The sequence below is a fragment of the Agrobacterium tumefaciens genome, assembly GCA_025560025.1.
Taxonomy (GTDB): Bacteria; Pseudomonadota; Alphaproteobacteria; order Rhizobiales; family Rhizobiaceae; genus Agrobacterium.
On sequence record CP048485.1, the window covers coordinates 2,201,173 to 2,218,658 of the forward strand.

Annotated in this window: 16 protein-coding genes; 5 read left to right on the forward strand and 11 right to left on the reverse strand. The window is 59.7% G+C overall.

The window, feature by feature from the left end; all coding sequences use genetic code 11:
• Positions 1 to 96: 96 nt before the first annotated feature.
• From mprF to FY152_10830, 3 genes are all read left to right on the forward strand, one after another.
• The gene (mprF, locus tag FY152_10820) at positions 97 to 2,697 is read left to right on the forward strand and encodes a bifunctional lysylphosphatidylglycerol flippase/synthetase MprF (GenBank protein UXS32561.1); all 2,601 of its coding nucleotides are present in this window, start codon (positions 97 to 99) and stop codon (positions 2,695 to 2,697) included.
• The gene (locus FY152_10825) at positions 2,694 to 4,079 is read left to right on the forward strand and encodes a virulence factor family protein (GenBank protein UXS32562.1); all 1,386 of its coding nucleotides are present in this window, start codon (positions 2,694 to 2,696) and stop codon (positions 4,077 to 4,079) included. Before mprF ends, FY152_10825 begins: the two co-directional genes overlap by 4 nt.
• A 233-nt stretch (positions 4,080 to 4,312) precedes the next feature.
• On the forward strand, positions 4,313 to 5,635 hold the full coding sequence (locus FY152_10830) for a protelomerase (protein UXS32563.1): 1,323 nt from the start codon (positions 4,313 to 4,315) through the stop codon (positions 5,633 to 5,635).
• A gap of 101 nt (positions 5,636 to 5,736) precedes the next feature.
• Here the strand turns inward: FY152_10830 and FY152_10835 are convergent, their stop codons facing one another.
• The 7 genes from FY152_10835 to FY152_10865 all read right to left on the reverse strand — a co-directional run bounded on the left by FY152_10835 (position 5,737) and on the right by FY152_10865 (position 12,415).
• Positions 5,737 to 7,023, reverse strand: a complete 1,287-nt coding sequence (locus FY152_10835; GenBank protein UXS32564.1) for an aromatic acid/H+ symport family MFS transporter — start codon at positions 7,021 to 7,023, stop codon at positions 5,737 to 5,739.
• Positions 7,024 to 7,243: 220 nt separating this feature from the next.
• Positions 7,244 to 7,582, reverse strand: a complete 339-nt coding sequence (locus FY152_10840) for a hypothetical protein (GenBank protein UXS32565.1) — start codon at positions 7,580 to 7,582, stop codon at positions 7,244 to 7,246.
• Complete coding sequence (locus FY152_10845) at positions 7,579 to 8,466, reverse strand: intradiol ring-cleavage dioxygenase (GenBank protein UXS32566.1); 888 nt, start codon at positions 8,464 to 8,466, stop codon at positions 7,579 to 7,581. Before FY152_10845 ends, FY152_10840 begins: the two co-directional genes overlap by 4 nt.
• A 40-nt stretch (positions 8,467 to 8,506) precedes the next feature.
• Positions 8,507 to 9,562 carry a maleylacetate reductase gene (locus tag FY152_10850; protein ID UXS32567.1) on the reverse strand — a complete coding sequence of 352 codons (1,056 nt, stop codon included), beginning with the start codon at positions 9,560 to 9,562 and terminating at the stop codon, positions 8,507 to 8,509.
• Positions 9,563 to 9,565: 3 nt separating this feature from the next.
• Complete coding sequence (gene tsdA, locus FY152_10855; protein UXS32568.1) at positions 9,566 to 10,549, reverse strand: gamma-resorcylate decarboxylase; 984 nt, start codon at positions 10,547 to 10,549, stop codon at positions 9,566 to 9,568.
• A 45-nt stretch (positions 10,550 to 10,594) separates the two neighbouring features.
• Positions 10,595 to 11,824, reverse strand: a complete 1,230-nt coding sequence (locus FY152_10860; protein ID UXS32569.1) for a flavin-dependent monooxygenase — start codon at positions 11,822 to 11,824, stop codon at positions 10,595 to 10,597.
• A gap of 51 nt (positions 11,825 to 11,875) precedes the next feature.
• The gene (locus FY152_10865; protein UXS32570.1) at positions 11,876 to 12,415 is read right to left on the reverse strand and encodes a flavin reductase family protein; all 540 of its coding nucleotides are present in this window, start codon (positions 12,413 to 12,415) and stop codon (positions 11,876 to 11,878) included.
• A gap of 206 nt (positions 12,416 to 12,621) precedes the next feature.
• Between FY152_10865 and FY152_10870 the strand changes: the two genes are divergently transcribed.
• Positions 12,622 to 13,053 (forward strand): MarR family transcriptional regulator, encoded by a 432-nt coding sequence (locus FY152_10870; protein UXS32571.1) that lies wholly within the window; start codon positions 12,622 to 12,624, stop codon positions 13,051 to 13,053.
• Between the two features lie 105 nt (positions 13,054 to 13,158).
• Complete coding sequence (locus FY152_10875) at positions 13,159 to 13,545, forward strand: hypothetical protein (GenBank protein UXS32572.1); 387 nt, start codon at positions 13,159 to 13,161, stop codon at positions 13,543 to 13,545.
• 106 nt (positions 13,546 to 13,651) lie between these two features.
• Here FY152_10875 and FY152_10880 read toward each other — a convergent pair whose 3' ends face one another.
• The 4 genes from FY152_10880 to FY152_10895 all read right to left on the reverse strand — a co-directional run bounded on the left by FY152_10880 (position 13,652) and on the right by FY152_10895 (position 17,466).
• Positions 13,652 to 14,281, reverse strand: a complete 630-nt coding sequence (locus FY152_10880) for a porin family protein (protein UXS32573.1) — start codon at positions 14,279 to 14,281, stop codon at positions 13,652 to 13,654.
• A 282-nt stretch (positions 14,282 to 14,563) separates the two neighbouring features.
• Entirely contained in the window at positions 14,564 to 16,000 is a 1,437-nt protein-coding gene (locus tag FY152_10885) for a HAMP domain-containing histidine kinase (GenBank protein UXS32574.1), read from the reverse strand.
• Positions 15,997 to 16,671, reverse strand: a complete 675-nt coding sequence (locus FY152_10890) for a response regulator transcription factor (GenBank protein UXS32575.1) — start codon at positions 16,669 to 16,671, stop codon at positions 15,997 to 15,999. The genes FY152_10885 and FY152_10890 overlap by 4 nt, the downstream gene beginning before the upstream one ends.
• Positions 16,672 to 16,827: 156 nt before the next feature.
• Positions 16,828 to 17,466: a TetR/AcrR family transcriptional regulator gene (locus FY152_10895; protein UXS32576.1), complete on the reverse strand. Its 639-nt coding sequence runs from the start codon at positions 17,464 to 17,466 to the stop codon at positions 16,828 to 16,830.
• Positions 17,467 to 17,486 lie beyond the last annotated feature (20 nt).

Genomic DNA, 17,486 nt, shown 5'->3' on the forward strand with positions numbered 1-17,486 from the left:
CATGCTTTTCTGCTAATCACATTTCCTCAACCGAAACGAATTAGCGACACATTCCTGTGGTTCGCCAACCTTGGGAACGGGCGCTGGATAAAGCACATGGCAGACAAGAGCGAAATCACACAGACCGACCTCGCAGAATCCGCGGTTGAAAGCTTCTTTGCCAGAAACCGACCCTATCTGACCGCGATCGCCATCACACTGGTCTTCGTGATGATGACCTTCGCCATTTATCACCTGACGTCGGAAGTCCGCTATGACGATGTCATCGACGCGCTGACGCAGACCTCGACCTCCGCGGTCCTGCTCGCCATCGTCTTCACGGCGCTCAGCTTTTTCGCGCTGATACTCTACGACGCCAATGCCATCGAATATATCGGTCGCAAGCTGCCGTTTCCGCCCATGGCGGCAACCGCCTTTGCTGCCTACGCCATCGGCAATACCGCCGGTTTCGGACCCTTGAGCGGCGGCGCAATCCGCTTTCGCGCCTATTCGCGGCTTGGGCTTTCACCCGGCGAAATCGCCCGCGTCATCGCCTTCGTCACCCTGTCCTTCGGGCTTGGTCTGCTTTCGGTCAGCGCCATCTCCACCTTCATCGTCGCACCGCGCATCGCCTCCATCATCGGCGTCGATGCCCTGATCCTCAGAGGGGCCGCGCTGGCCGTCATCGCGGCGCTTGTCATTGCGGCCTATATCGGACGCAACGGCCACACGATCAAGCTTGGCGCCTGGCGTCTGCGCCTCCCGGACAGCCGCACCTCTTCCCGCCAGTTCCTCGTCTCGGCCTTTGATATCGCCGCCTCCGCCTCCGTGCTTTACGTGCTCCTGCCCGACACCCATCTCGGCTGGCCGACATTTTTCGCGATCTACGCCACCGCCGTCGGCCTCGGCGTCCTCAGCCATGTGCCGGCCGGTCTCGGCGTCTTCGAAACCGTAATGGTCGCAGGGCTCGGCAACGCCATCAGCGTTGACCAGCTGCTCGGAAGCCTCGTGCTTTACCGCGTGATCTATCACGTCCTGCCGCTGGTGGTCGCCATTCTGGTGATGCTCGTTTCGGAGATGAAGCAGTTTGCGGCAAAGCCTGTTGTCTCCGACATCAGCCAGCTTGCCGTGCGCCTTGCCCCGCCGCTGCTATCAACCTTCGCGATGATCCTCGGCACCATGCTGATCTTCTCGAGCGTGACGCCAACGCCGGACAGCAATCTGGATTTCCTGTCCAATTTCGTGCCGCTGCCGATCATCGAGGCGGCGCATTTTCTCACCAGCATTCTCGGCCTCGTGCTCGTCGTCGCCTCGCGCGGCCTCGGACAGCGGCTGGACGGCGCCTGGTGGATCGCGCTGGTCGCCGCGTCGCTGGCGCTGGTTCTCTCCCTCCTCAAGGCCATCGCGGTTTTCGAAGCTGCCATTCTCGGTGTCTTCATCGCCGCCCTTGCCGCCAACATGCGCAGCTTCAATCGCCATGCCTCGCTGGTGAAACAGGCGCTGGGGCCAAGCTGGCTTGCGGCCATGGCGGTCATCGTCGCGGGCGCGGCAACCATTCTGCTCTTCGTCTATCGCGATACGGATTACAGTCAGACATTGTGGTGGCAGTTCGAATTCTCCGAGGAAGCGCCGCGCGGATTGCGCGCCCTTCTCGGCCTCGTGCTCGCCTCCTCCACAATCGCCATCTTCAGTCTCATGCGGCCGGTGGCCTACAGGCCGGACGCAATCGAGGCCGACGACGTGGCAAGCGCCACCGACATCGTGCTGAAACAGGACGCGGCCGACGCCAATCTGGTGCGTATGGGCGACAAGCACGTGATGTTCTCGGAAAGCGGCAATGCCTTCATCATGTATGGTATTCAGGGCCGCTCCTGGATCGCCTTCGCCGATCCCGTCGGCGACGAGGAGGATTTCCCCGATCTGGTCTGGCAGTTCGTCGAAGCCGCGCGTTCGGCGGGCGCACGCGCCGCCTTTTACCAGATTTCGCCTTTCCTGCTCTCCCATTGCGCCGATGCGGGCCTGCGCGCCTTCAAGCTTGGGGAACTGGCGCTGGTCGATCTCACCGCCTTCGAGCTGAAGGGCGGCAAGCTTGCGACCCTTCGCCAGTCGCTGAGCCGCGGTGCCCGGGACGGGCTGAGCTTCGAGGTCGTCGAAAAGGCGCATGTGGCGGATATTCTGGACGAGCTGAAACAGGTCTCCGACAGCTGGCTTGCGCATCACAACACACGGGAAAAGCGCTTTTCGCTTGGCGCTTTCGAGCCGGATTACATCCTGTCGCAGCCCGTCGCCGTATTGCGCAAGGATGGAAAAATCACCGCTTTCGCCAATCTGATGGTAACGGACACGAAAAAGGAAGCCACCGTCGATCTCATGCGTTTTTCGCCGGATGCGCCGCGCGGCGCGATGGATTTTCTCTTCGTCAGCATCATGCAGCATCTGCGCGAGGCTGGATATGAAAGCTTCAACCTCGGCATGGCGCCCATGTCCGGCATGTCGAAGCGTGATGCGGCGCCGGTCTGGGACCGCATCGGCAGCACGCTGTTCGAACACGGCGACCGTTTTTACAACTTCAAAGGCCTTCGCGCCTTCAAGGCGAAGTTCCACCCGAAATGGGAACCCCGTTACCTCGCCGTGCAAAACGGTGCGGACGCCGCTCTGGCGTTGATGGATGCGACGGTTCTGATCAGCGGCGGCGTCAGAGGAGTGATCGGAAAATGAGAAAACCCACCATCTTGAAGGCCGCGCTTGCCGCTTCCGCCCTGTTCGCTTCCTCGCTGTTCATGTCCAGCGCCGCCTTTGCGCAGGATAAGCCGGCCTATGAGACCGGCATGATCCCCTCCGAGCATATAATGGTGCCGGATGGCGAAATTCTCGCCAGCGTCTTCCTGATTTCCGATGCTGACGGATGGACGCCTGCCGATGAGACCCGCGCCAAGGCGCTGGTGGAAAAAGGTGCCGCCGTGGTCGGTATCGATTTCAAGGAGTATCTGAAGGCGCTCGAGGCCGATGAGGACGAGTGCATCTATATGATCTCAGACATCGAGTCGCTCTCGCAGCAGATCCAGCGCACCGCCGGCACCAGCAGCTACCGCCAGCCCATCCTCACCGGCATCGGCAAGGGCGGAACGCTGGCGCTGGCAATGATTGCACAGAGCCCGGTCTCCACCGTGCGGGAAGCCATCGCCGTCGACCCCAAAGCGGGCCTGCCGCTTGAAAAGATACTTTGCACTCCCGCCACCAAGGACAAGGTGGATGGTGAAACGGTCTATGGCCTGACCGACGGCCCGCTGCCTGCGCCCGTCAGCGTGCTGTTCACGCCCGCTGCGGACCAGAAGGGCCGCGATCACGTCAACGCGCTTGTGAAGCTGCATCCCGATATCGACGTGACGGATGTGACCGACAAGGCGGACGAGGTCCTGACCCAGACCCTGTCCGATCAGGTCGACGCCGCCGGCGATACCGACAGCCCGCTTGGCCTGCCGATCAAGGTTCTGGAAACAAGCCCTGTGATGGACACCATGGCGGTGATCTATTCCGGTGACGGCGGCTGGCGCGATCTCGATGAAGAAGTGGGCGGCGCATTGCAGAAGCAGGGCATACCCGTGATCGGTGTCGATGCCCTGCGTTATTTCTGGAAAGAAAAACAGCCACAGGAAGTCGCAGGCGACCTCGCACGCATCATCGACACCTACCGCAAGGAATGGAAGGTTCGAAACGTTGTGCTGATCGGCTATTCCTTCGGTGCCGATATCATTCCGGCGACCTTCAACCTGCTGCCGGAACGCGCGAAATCGCATGTCGTACAGCTCACGCTCATGGGGCTGTCCACGGAGGTGGATTTCGAGATTTCCGTTCAGGGCTGGCTCGGCGTGGCCGGCGAAGGCAAGGGCGGCAAGACGGTTGACGACATCGCCAAGATCGATCCGAAACTGGTGCAGTGCATTTACGGCACGGAGGAAGAGGATGAAGACCCCTGCCCCGGCCTGAAGGCGAAGGGCGTGGAAACGCTCGGCATTGAAGGCGGCCACCATTTCGACGAGGATTACGAAGCGCTTGCCAACAGGATCGTGACATCGCTGAAGACCAGGCTTCCCAAATAAACTGACCAGACTGACTGCCCAGACTGGGGGCTTTCAGGCATCGCCGAATGGCCGATGCGGTTCCAATACCTTGCCTGATGGTCCCCGCTTCGCGGCCATGCTTGCGGAATCGCTTAAAGTATTATTCAAAAGAAACCGGCCGGCGCTGGATGTTCATGGTATTCCCGCAACCATGCTTCTGTTGATTGCCAACCATAGATTTATATTTCCCGACCGGTTCAGGGAGCCGCCGCATGTCCACGTCAAAAAGAAAGACAAAAACACCAGTTCTCGTGGAACGGATCGATCAATTCGTCGGCCGGGTCAGGGAGGCGATGAAAAGCGACGACACCTTGCGAAACCGGAAAATCCGCGATCTGTGGGATGCCGAGGTTCGCTACCATTTCGACAATGGCCGCACGGAAAAAACGCTTGAACTTTACATCATGAAATATCGCTATGCCCTGAAGGCTGAATTCGGCCCAAAGAGCACGCCGCTTGCCATCTGCAACATGAAAAAGCTGCGCGAGCGGCTGAACGCCTATATCGAGCGGGCGGACTATCCGAAAACCGGCGTGGCGACATCCATTGTCGAAAAAATCGAACGGGCGGAATTCAACACCGCCGGTCGCAAGCCGACCGTTCTTCTACGCATCGCCGATTTCATTTCGGCGATGAACGGCATGGGTGCCAAAGAAGAGATGCAGGCTTTGTGGAACGCCGAAATCGACACCATGAAGGGCCGGGCGCAGACGACGATCATTTCCTACATCACGAAATATCGCAACGCCATCCGCGAAGCCTTCGGCGACGACCATCCGATGCTGAAGATCGCCACCGGCGATGCCGCCATGTATGAAGACGCCCGCCGGGTGAAGATGGAGAAGATCGCCAACAAGCATGGCGCACTGATCACCTTCGACAATTACCAGCAGGTTCTGAAGATTTGCGCCGATAAACTCCTGTCCGCCGATCCCCTCATGATCGGCATCGGCCTGATCGGCATGACGGGGCGACGCCCCTATGAGATTTTTACCCAGGCCGAGTTTTTCCCGGCGCCCTATGGCAAGGGCGTTTCCAAATGGAGCATCCTTTTCAACGGCCAGGCCAAGACGAAACAGGGCGAAGGAACGAAGTTCGGGATTACCTACGAAATTCCGGTTCTTGCCCGCTCCGCCACCATTCTGTCCGCCTATGAGCGCCTGCGCACGAGCGGGCAGGGAAAACTGTGGCACGGCATGTCGATCGACGATTTTTCGTCCGAAACCCGCCTGCTGCTGCGGGACACGGTCTTTAATCTGTTCGAGGATCTCTGGCCGCGGCAAGAACTTCCCAAGCCCTATGGCCTCAGACACCTATACGCCGAGGTGGCCTATCATAATTTCGCGCCGCCCCACGTCACCAAGAACAGCTATTTCGCCGCCATTCTCGGCCACAACAACAACGACCTCGAAACATCGCTATCCTATATGACCTACACGCTGCCGGAAGATCGCGACGACGCGCTGGCACGGGCAAAGCGCACGAATGAACGGACATTGCAGCAAATGGCTGCCATCGCGCCCGTCTCCAGGTAAAATCCCGTAGCGCGGCAGCCGGTCATCGGTAATGCGCGCTTGAGGCACTGTTTTCGCCCCTGCTGGCCGCAGGTTTCATCCCGCGGCCAGCAGGGTCTCCATTAAGCTCGTCCGTCGTTGGACGTCCGGTAAAGCAGGGTCAGGACGGTCAGCGCCAGCCCCAGCAGCGCCACCGAGCCGAAAATGTAGAAGTTCCACTCAGGCGCCAGCCCCCGTTGCAGGACGAGGCCACCGATCATGGGACCGGCAATGCCGCCCAGCCGCCCGACTGCCAGCGAAAAGCCGAGACCCGTGCCACGAATATGGACGGGGTAAAGCCGTCCAACCAGAACATTGGCAAGAATCTGGGTTCCAATCGTTCCGGCACCGGCAAGGGCGACGAAGAAATAGAGAAGCGGCCCCTTGTTGACTGTCAGGGCCCAGATGGAGGCGGCACCGATGGCGAAGAGAACCGCCACGACCACCTTGACGTTCCCCTTGTCGGCAAAGCGTCCGCCCACGAGAATGCCGATCGCGGCCCCGACATTGAGCATGATCGAGAAGCTGAGTGCCGAGCTGATATCGTAGCCCATCTTGTTCATGATGGTGGGCAGCCAGTTGACCATGCCGAAGGTCAAGAGCAGCGAGCAAAAGTGAATGCCCCAGGCATTCAGTGTCGAAAGCAGCCGGCCTTCCGAGAACAGCGCACCAACGCCGCCCTTTTGAATTTTGGCATGTGGCACGATGCGTTGCAGGCCGTAGGTGTCGCAAATTCCGTCAGCTTCCGCCTGCCGGCCCTTGCTCGCCAGCCATTCCGGCGATTCAGGCAGGAACCGCATGAACAGCGGCAGAAGAATGAGCGGCAGGCCGCCGATCAGCATCAGCGGACGCCAGCCATAGCTTTCCAGAAGAAGGATGCCCATGAGGCCGGAAATGATGCCGCCGATAAGGTAGCCGAGGAACGACAGGGAATTTGCCTGCGCCCTGCGTTTGGGCGGCGAGAATTCCAGCACCAGTGCCGTCACCGTCGGCAGGAGAGCGCCGAGCCCCAGACCGGCGAGAAACCGCGTGATTTCAAAAGCGAGGAAGTTCGGCGTCATGGCCGAGGCGATCATCATTGCTGAAAATCCGGCGAGGCTGATGAGAACGACCTTCCGGCGGCCGATGCGGTCCGCCATGGTGCCGGCGAATAATGCGCCGAGCAGCATGCCGAACAGCGTCAGCGCCGCAGCCCGCCCAACCATGGCGGGATTGAGCGCCCATGCGCCTTCTTTCAGCAATGCCGGTGCAACCGCGCCGTAAACGACCAGATCGTACCCATCGAACATGATCATCAGACCGCATGTCGCGATGACGCCGGCCGGGTTCTTCGTCCGCACTGAAGCGGCGCTCATATAATTCGTGGACATATTCCTCCCTTTCACGCATGACCGCGCCATCCGGAATGGATCGGCGTCTTCCCGTTCTTGCGATTGCTCCGTGGGTACCCGGCTTGCTCCACCCTGATGTGTGTCCCGCTCCTGTCAAGACACCTATCGCCGATATCACCCGTCTTCGATTAAATGTTGCGTTTGCAAAAATTGCAATTGAAATATTAACGCCCATTAGCTGCCATGACTGACGTGGGTTTCAGTCGCGCTGGAGCCCTGAAATCCTCGATAGCGTCGGCGTCCAGTTCAAAATACGGATGCGGTTATAGACGCCGTGGATGACAAAAGGATCGGCGTCGCTGAAAGCAATCACATCCTCGATGCAGAGAGCTTCGGCAATGATGAGGGCGGCTGCAGAACCGCCGCTCTCAGCCTGCATCGGCCCGGATGCAAGAATTCTGAACCCTTGCGGCAAACCGACCTCGTTACGCAAATGAGCCTTGTGGGCATCCATCTGCGTCGCCCGTTGCTCCACGGCAGCGGGATCGCTTTCGGCAAAACGTACGTAAAACCTCGGACGATCACTCGCGCCGGTCATCTGGCGAGCACGAAATCGTGGTTCACCGACCAGAACCAGTCGCCGGTGAAACCCAGATCCCCAGCCTTTTCCGCATCTTCCACTCGCTGGAAATCGGCCAGCAAGCTTTCCTTCACGCCGAAAACCGCGTCCGAACGGATATAGGGATCATCGGGGTCGAAAATATGGGTGACAAGCGTGGTGAAGCCCTGCGCCGAAACGATATAGTGCAGATGCGCCGGCCGGTAGGGATGACGCCCCATGGCCCGTAGCAACTGCCCGACAGGGCCGTCATCCGGTATCGGGTAATATTTCGGTTTGGTGGCGCGGAACCAGTAGCGCCCGTCCTCGCCGGTGATGAAGACGCCGCGCAGGTTGAAATCGGGCTGAATGCCCTTTTGCTGCACGTCGTAGAAACCTTCATCATTGGCCTGCCAGACATCGATGCGCGCACCTGCGACCGGCGCCCCGTCAGTATCCAGAATGAGGCCGGTCACCACCATATCCTCGCCCTTGCCATCAAGGCAGATATTGGCACCCATCGGCATTTCCGGCGCATCGGCCACATGAAAAGGCCCAAGAACGGTGGATTCGGACGCGCCGCTGGGCTTGCGGTGATTGATGGCGTCGACCAGCATGGAAACGCCGAGAATATCGGAGAACAGGATCCACTCCTGCCGCCATTCATTGCAGATCTGGCCAACCTCGGTCAGAAAATGGATGGCCTTCATCCACTCTTCCTCGGTCGGTTCGATCTCTTTCACCGCCTCATGAAGCTTTCGGGTGACAACCGCCATGATCTCCTTGAGACGCGGATCGTCACAGTCCCGCATACGGGCAATCACGGTCTCGGCCGACCGTTCCTCGACGAAATAACCGTCGTCACCGGTCGTTTTCATATCCATAATCTTCTCCTCCCATCATTGCCGCGCCCTGTTTGCCGGATCACTCCGGCCGCGCACCATCGAAGGCGCGTTGCAACAGGGTGCGGATCGCGGTTCTTTCGATTGGCCGCGGGCACCAGTAAGGATTGGCCGTTGCAAGCTCGGCCATGGGGTCGAGATCGTCCGGCCGCACGCCAAGGGCTGCGAGGCTGGCCGGCGCGCCGAGCCGGGCGGCGAAGTCGTAAAGCCCCGCTCCCGCCCTGCCACCAACCAGTGCCGCCAGCGGCGCCAGGAGATCCGGCACCGCCTCTTCCACATAGGCGATGGTGTGCGGCAGCAGCACCGCATGGGTTTCCGCATGCGGCAGATCGAGACTGCCGCCAAGCGTGTGGCAAAGCTTGTGATGCAGCGACATGCCGACGGCACCCAGCACCGTGCCGCATAGCCATGCCCCATAAAGCGCGCCTTCACGCGAACCGATATCCTGCGGCGCAGCCTTCACACCGGGAAGCGCCTCGACCATCGCCCGCAGCCCTTCCACCGCCATCAGGCTGGCGATGGGATTGCGATCCCGAGCATAAAGGGCCTCGGCCGCATGGGCCATGGCGTTCAGCCCGCTCGTCATGCTGATGGCAACCGGAAGGCCTAGTGTCAGTTCCGCATCGTAAATCACCACTTCCGGCAGGATTTCCGGCCCGCGCATGGTGGTCTTCACGCCATTTTCCGTCTGGCCGAGAATGGGCGTCACCTCCGAGCCGGCATAGGTCGTCGGAATGACGATCTGTGCCGCATCGGTGCGCAAGGCGATCGCCTTGCCAAGGCCAGTGGTAGAGCCGCCGCCGAGCGACAGGACACAATCCGCACCGGCGGCGCGATAAGCATCGACCGCCCTTTTCGTCACCTCGACCGGCGTGTGCATCGCCGCATCGGAGAAGACGCCGGCGGCAAGCCGGCCAAGCCGGGCCGCCAAAGCCTCCGCATCCCCCTTCTGCTGCGGCGTGGAAAGCACCAGCGCCCGAGACAGGCCAAGGCGGCGGATTTCCTCCGCCACGCCCACCGAACTACCCGCGCCGAAGACGATGCGGGCCGGGGCCGCCATATAGACGAAGGGCTGCATGGCTCAGGTCCCGTCGAGCTTGAACAGGCGGCGCGCATTGGTGCGGCCGATCTTCACCCGGTCGGCCTCGGCAATGCTCGTCGCGTTGAACCAGTCAGAGGCGTGGTCGATATTCTCGAAGGGCCAGTCGGTGGAAAACAGGATGCGGTCAGCGCCGATTTCCAGAATGGCGTCGATCAGCGTCTGGGTGCGAAAATTGCCCGAGGTGGTGATGTGGAAATTCTCGTTGAAATAATCCACGAAACGGCGCTTAGCCGGATAGCGCGGCGGCAGCTTCACCCAGGCATTGCGGTGGTCTATGCGCCACATCATGTAGGGCAGGCCCTCGCCCATATGGCCGAGAATGATGTTGAGGCGCGGATGCTCGTCGAACAGGCCGGACGCCATGAGGCGCAGCGCATGGACCGCCGTTTCCTGCGCGAAGGCCCAGGTGGGACCAAGCAGCCAGGGGTGGCCGTCATAGATGCGCGAATCCTGCGGCAGCGGGTTACGGGGGTGCAGGTAGAAAGGCACGTCGAGCTTTTCGACCTCGCCCCAGAACGGACGATATTGCGGCAGGTCGTAATAAAGCGGCGTCTGGCCGTCACCTTCCTGGCTGAAACCGTTGACGAGCGCACCGACGAAACCCAGATCGTTGATACAACGCTGCAATTCCTCGGTCGCCGCATCCGGGTCCTGCAAAGGCAGCGCTGCGAAGGCGAGGAAGCGATCCGGCCGCTTGGCGCATTCCTCGGCCAGAACATCATTGGCGCGCCGTGCGATCTCGATCGCCTTTTTCGTGTCGGGAATGGCCTGCACCGCCGGCGCGTTCAGCGACAGGATCATGGTTTCGATGCCATGCGCATCCATCAGCTTCAGGCGCGTATCCTGAATGTCGAGCAGGCGATGCTGCAATTCCTTCCAGTAATCGCCGGGCACGAACCCGGCCGAATCCTGAAGTGTTTCCGGGATTGCGAAATGCTCCTCGAGAGCGACCTTGCCTTGCATGTTGTTTCCTCCGAAATCGCTGTTCATGTGCCGCCAGATAAGCGGTCAATATTGGCCTTTGGGTTCGAGACCCAGCATGCTCTGGCCGATCATGGTGCCCACGGCATCCCAGTTCATGCTGATGTGACGGCCGACCGCATTCGCATCCCGCCAGGCGCGCTGCACCGGATTGGAAAGATCGAGCCCGACGCCGCCGGTGGAATCGTTGAGCGCCTGCACGGCGCGCAGCGCCAGCGACACCGAAAAGGACTGGCCACGACGGCTGAGAAGGCGGTCATCCACCGTGAATTCCGCCCGGCCCTCGACCCTCGCCTGCGAAAGCGCCTGTGCCCGGGCAACATCGCGCAGCAGGATTTCGCAGGCCGCGTCCACACTCGCCGCCGCTTCCGCAACACGCAGCTGGATGGTGGGAAATTCAGCCATGCGGTTATTGCCGCCGGCCACTGCACCGCGCGTCACCCGGCCGCCGACATGGTCAACATAGGCGGTGAGAGCGCCCTTGGCCGCGCCGACGCCGGCCGCCGCGAGACAGGAGGGGATGCCGGTCAGAAGCGGCATGTTGAAGAGACCTTCCTCGGCATAATAATGTCCGCCGGGCGTATGGCCGCTCGTCGCATCCGGAAAGGTCAGAACCCGGTGTTTGGGAACGAAGACATCATCGAGAACCAGCGTCTTGGAACCCGTGCCGGCCAGTCCCACCACATGCCAGGTATCTTCAATCACATATTGGCTGGCGGGAACCAGAAGAAAAGCGGGAACCGGCTTGCCCTCGCCCTGCGGCGGCAGGATGGCGGCACAGAGAGACCATTGGGCATTCTCGCAGCCCGAGGCGAAGGCCCATTTGCCGCTCAGGCGATAACCGCCATCGGCTGCCTCCGCCATCTTTACCGGCGCATAGGAACCGCACAGAAGCGCGTCAGGATTTTTACCCCACACATCTGCCTGCGCCTCCGCAGGAAACATTGCCAACAGCCATTGATGGGCGGAAAGCAGGCCGGCCACCCAGCCGGTCGACGCACAGGCAGCCGAAAGCTCGATATTGGCTTCGACAAGCTCGGCGAAGTCACCGCCCTTGCCACCGAAAGCCCGGGGCTTGACGATATCGAAATAGCCAATGTCACGCAGAGCCTCGATATGTGCGGGGGGAACGCGCCGCGCTTCCTCTGTCTGTCTGGCGCTGGACCGGAAAAGATCGGCTATGCCGGCAACGCGGCTGGCGAGGCGAACACGCGGGTTCGTTTGCGCCGGCTGCGGCGCATGGCTCATATCGTTCATGATTGTCTCCTTCCGGAATGACTGGGCCGGGAATTATGCGGCCGAAAAATATCAGGCGGGCACGTGTGCCGGGCTTGCGGCGCAATATTGCGCGTTTTCGTAAAGCAGTGGCCTCGTCGTCTCGCTGACATCGGCCGAAACCACCTGCCCGATGAAGACCGTATGCGTTCCATATGGCATTGCCGCGACACGGCGGCAGGCAATGGCGGCATGGGCCTGGGGCAGATAGAGAACGCCGTTGTCATGGCGCTGCCAGTTGCCATCGCGAAAACGCTCCTCCGGCGAAACCTTGCCGCTGAAAGCATCAGACAGCGCGATTTGATCCTGCGTCAGCACATTGACGATGAAATCCGGCCGGCAGAGCAGCAATTCGTGCAGCAGCGTGCGGTTGTTCAGGCAAACCAGAAGAGAAGGCGGCTCCATCGAGACGGAGGTGACGGCCGTGACCGTCATGCCGTGATCGCGCTGATCACCCGAGGCACAGGCGGTGATGACCGTCACGGTCGCCGGAAAACGGCGCATCGTTGTACGGAAATTCTGGCCGACACCTTCAGGCGCAAGATTGTTCAGGCCAAACAATGCTGATGTCATGAGATCCTCCCAAATCCTGCATTCTTAGTTATTTTCATTTGCAACATTTGTCAATGCAAATGTTTTTCCACCATTAAATGCCGCGAATTTGCCTCGCATCCCCCTATCTTCTGGAGCGAAGCTATTGAAACTGATGGATTATGCCGGTACAGCCGATGGGTGCGCCACATCATCTGCGCACGTGGTTCTCAAACGGGGTTTTGCTTGTGTCCTATCAGTTCACTGACTCGGTACCCTACCTGCTCAACTGGGTGGGCGTTCGGCTTGGAGAGCGCTTCTCCGTGAGGCTGGCATCCTACGACATGACCCTGCCGATGTACCGTGTGCTGGCGGCGTTGAGACAGGATGAGAGCAAAACGCTGACGGAGCTTTCCGACATGGTGTCGGTGGAGATTTCCACGCTCTCACGGCTCGTTGGCCTGCTCGTCAGGCGCAACCTCGTCAGCCGCGTCAGGCCGGCCGATAATGCCCGCATCGTGCGTATCACGCTGACGCCAAAGGGCGAGGAACTTGCCGACGAACTCATGCCCATCGCCGCCATGTTCGAAAAAACCGCAATCGAGGGCCTCGACCCTGCAGAAGTGAAACTTTTCAAAAGCATCCTGCGCCATATCGGCCGCAACATCGCCAGTCTCTGATCACCCGGAAACTCACTGCCCGCATCGCGGTCTTCACGTGCAATGTACTTGTAATGGCTGGTTCCTATCCCTGTGGAAACTTACCGCAGCGGAGGAGAATTACCCATGCCCGACAGATCGTCACCCGCCTTCCCGGCGGCGATCGCCATCGTCACCGCGTCGATCCTGCTTTCGGCCTGTGCCTCGACAGTCATGAAAAGCTACATCGGCGCTCCCATCAGCAGCGTGATGCTGGATTACGGGCCGCCGGACAATATTTACAGCCTCGGCGCAGGACAGCAGGCCTATCAGTGGCGAAAAAACAAGACGCAGGCGGTCGCGGGATCGTCGAGTGGTGAGGTACGGACAACACGGCGTGGCGAGCGTTACGAAGTGTCCGAGACGCCGGGTTATGTGGAGCGCATAGAGTGCTTCTACACGTTCTTCACACGCAATTCCGGTGGAGAATGGTATGTCACGAGTTTCCGGCAGCCTTCGCTAGAATGCGAATGATCGTTTCGGGATTTCAAACTCCAGCCTGTTTGACCGCCGCTTTGATGTTTAAAGCGGCGGCGTTCTTTTGAACATTCTCCCTGAAACCTGTCATCGGATGAACCGGTCAGAAGCGATAGTTCAGGCCGGCCTTGATGACATGATCACTCACATCGGTCTTCGACCTGCCGCTGGCGGTCGTTGTCGACACATTTCCGGTGCTGACATAATTATATTCAAACTTGGCCGACAGGCCGCCGCCGAAGCTCTGTTCGACACCCGCGCCAACCAGATAGCCCTGCTTCCAGCCATCGGGACCCGTGACGCCGTTTCCATCCTTGAACTTCGTGGTGGTCAGGCCGGCGGTGCCGTAAACAAGCGTGCGGTCAAGCGCCACGCCGGCCTTCATCTTCGCCGCACCACGGAAACGCTCCCTCAACCGGCCGTTCGGCACGCGCGCGTCGTTACCAAGGTAAGAACCTTCGATTTCAGCGCCGACAACGCCGGAGCCGAACTGGAAATTATAACCGGCCTGCACGCCCCCTGTCAGTCCACGGCCGCTGGCCAATGGGTTCAACCTCGGGGAGGCGACGCCGCCATGCGCACCGACATAGGCGCCGCCCCATGAGAAGGCCGGCTGATTGCCGTAATCAAAAGATTGCTGCGTATTGTAATTCGTAAGATCGGCGGAATAGGCGCCTGTTGCAGCCGCAATGGCGATGGTCACGGCGACAAGCGATTTTTTGATGATCGACATGAATGACTCCAGGGGAAACCGATGCGCCATAGGCGCTTGCAGGGTTTCAGTTCGCGTTGAAGAACCGGAAACCGGCTCCCGTTAGCCTGCTGCGCAAATCAGCACGAGATGCGGATGAGCTCAGCAGATAAGGGCATTTTCCCCGCGAGAGTTACGCCTGCATTGCACGCCGTAAATTTTCTTCAAAATAAGTGATTTATTTAATATACTTAGAAGAATTTCTTTAACTAAATCGTAAGGAATTTCATTGTCACGGACGCGATTCATCGCGCCGTGTGCAGCCTATTCGCTTCCAACTGCAACATTTTTCGATGAGACGGATTGAATTTCCAGCCGCACACAAAAACCGGGATCGAGATCGACAAACAGGACACGCCCGCCATGAAGCTCGGCCGCCTTCTGGACGAGGTTCAAGCCGAGGCCTGCTCCCGGCGAATTCGTGTTGATGCGGTGAAACGGCTCGAACACCTGCTCGCGCTCGGAGACGGGAATGCCCGGCCCTTCGTCGCAAACATCAATGAAGCCCGCAGCACCGACCCGGATCATGATAGCGCCCTTGCCGCCGCCATGATCGATGGCGTTGCGGACGAGGTTGACGACCGCCATCTCGACAATCGACGTCTGCATCGTCAACACGACATGGCTTTCGCTCGGTTCGAAATCGAACTCGTAACCGGCATCCATCGCGATCGGGGCAAGATCGGTCGCGATGCGCTCGACAAGTGTGTTCAGATCCTGCTGCACGGCAGGCAATTCCACCGCGCCGACCGCCTGCATCTCCAGCAGCTGATGGGCGACGCGTGTGAGACGGTCAATATCGGCCCGGAGCTGCCGGCTCAGCGCGTCGTCGGGCAAAAGGTCGGCCCGGACACGCGCAATTGCAATCGGCGTTCGCAACTCATGCGCGGCATCGGCAAGAAAGCGGTTACGGCGATTATATCCCTCATCCAGCTTGGAGAGCGCCACGTTGAAGGCGTCCACCAGCGGAATGATTTCACTGGGCACCTTGGAACGGTCGATACGGGCGGAACGGTTCTCGAAATTGATCGACTTCGCCTGTTTGACCGTTTCAATCAGACCACTCAGTGAACGGCCGACTGCTCTCGGAGTCACGAGCAACGTCGCGATGCCGGTCAGGATCAGCATTGGCACGACGACGATAAGGATGATGAAGCCTACACCTGGCAGCACGGTAAGCCAGCGTATGTCGCCATTGGCATCTTTTTCCAGATCCAGCTGGATGTTGATCCAGAGACTGAGGCCGTCATTCGGGAAGCCTTTCTCCGTCCCGGCAATGAATTGCAGCCGCCCGGCCGGCGTATCGCGGTTCTCCATGGTGGCCCGGACTGTTTCCCCGGCTTCCACGCGCGCCCTTTCAATGCTCCGGGGGAATGCCGCCGCCAGGGCAGGTGCCGGGACTTCTCCATATTGCAGGACAATTTCATCGGCATCCCGCACCACGAACCACAGATTTGGATAACGCTGTTTCAGCTCCATCAATCCGGGCGTGGCCGACACCTGCGCCCGGCCCTGCGCATCCTTTGTCACACTTTCCGCAATGATGCGGGCAGCCTCTTCATTGGCGCCCTCCAGCCGTGGATCGATGATCCAGATCCAGCCGACGAGGAGAATGACAAAAAGAACGAGCAGGAACGCCTGCAAGGCGAAAAGGCGCTTCATAAGCGCCCATCGCAGGGACCGGTTGCGTTTTTCCTTCATGTCGTCGACCGGATGAGATAGCCGATGTTGCGCACGGCCCTTATCTCGACCGTGGCTTCGGCCTGTGCAAGCTTCTTCCTGATCCGGGAGATATGGGCGTCGAGAGCATTCGACTCGATCTCGTCGTCCAGGGTGTAAACCGCCTCGATCAGATTGGATCGTGTCACGATGCGGTTCGGCCGTCGCATCAGGGCTTCAAGCACCAGATACTCCCGACGCCGAAACTCGATGATGGAACCGGCAATACTGATTTCGTTGCTTTTCGGATCGATGCTCAGATTCCCAAAACTCACATATTTGTCGGAAAGCGAAGGGCCGCGCCTGTGCAGCGCGCGAAGGCGAGCCAGCAATTCCTCGATTGCAAAGGGCTTGGCAAGATAATCATCCGCGCCGGCATCGAGCCCATCAACGCGGTGATCGACGCTGCCAAGCGCCGTCAGCACAAGGATCGGCACGGAATGTTTGCGTCGACGAAGCGACGACACGAGGTTCAGCCCCTCACCATCAGGAAGGCGGCGATCCAGAACGAGCACATCATAGGCCCCGTCGCGGGCAAGAGCATCGGCATCGCTGATGGTGCTGACGTGATCCGCAAGCACATCGCGCCGGCGCAGGGCCTCGAGCAGCGCTCGCGCCATTTCGGGTTCATCCTCAAGAAGCAGGATTCGCAACGACTTTTCCTCAAAGGTGAGTTCTTGCAGCCCACCACTGGTCGGTGAATATTGCAGTTACATTGCAGGCGGGAGCCGGACTCTTCTTTAGCACCTTGCCAGACACAAGCCGACCGCCATCGCGCGACTTCTCAGAAAACGTCCGCCGAACACATGCTAGGTATTTGCCCCAGACCTGTATCCATGCCTTGCATAAAATCGGTCAAGCTCGCGCTGTTGCGGCACCTCGCCGGTATAAATCGCAATATAGTCCGGGATCCTTTTCATCCGCACGGCCACATCCTCCTCCGATTGCATGGAGATATAGCCGATCTGGACGAGATAGGTGGTCCGGGCGCGCACATCCGCCATGGTTTCGGAATGGCCAAAACGCATGAACATGCGCGAAAGCGCATCCATCCTCGTCTGGTCGGCTTTGCGCACCTCGGCAAGAATATCATCCGACTGAAGCGCCCAGCTGCGAACCGCGAATTCGAACTTGCTGTCGAAAAGGCCGGGATCCAGCCAGCAATCGAAAACATTCAGCATCGCTTCCGCCAATGTTTCCGCATAGGCCTCCGACTGCCTGACGATGCTCCCGGTATTCTTCTCGCGCCAGCGGGAGACAAGTGCTGCCAGCAATTCCTCCCGGTCCCGGAAGAACCAGTAGAAACTGGTACGCGACAGGCTCAGCTTTTTCGCCAGCGGCAGGATTTTGACGGAGTCCACACCGGACTCGAGCAGAGCCTGATAGGCAGCCTCCAGCCACCCCTCCTGCGATCCGCGCCAACCGGTTTCGTTCAATGTCGCTTCCATGGTGATTTCCTATCAAATCG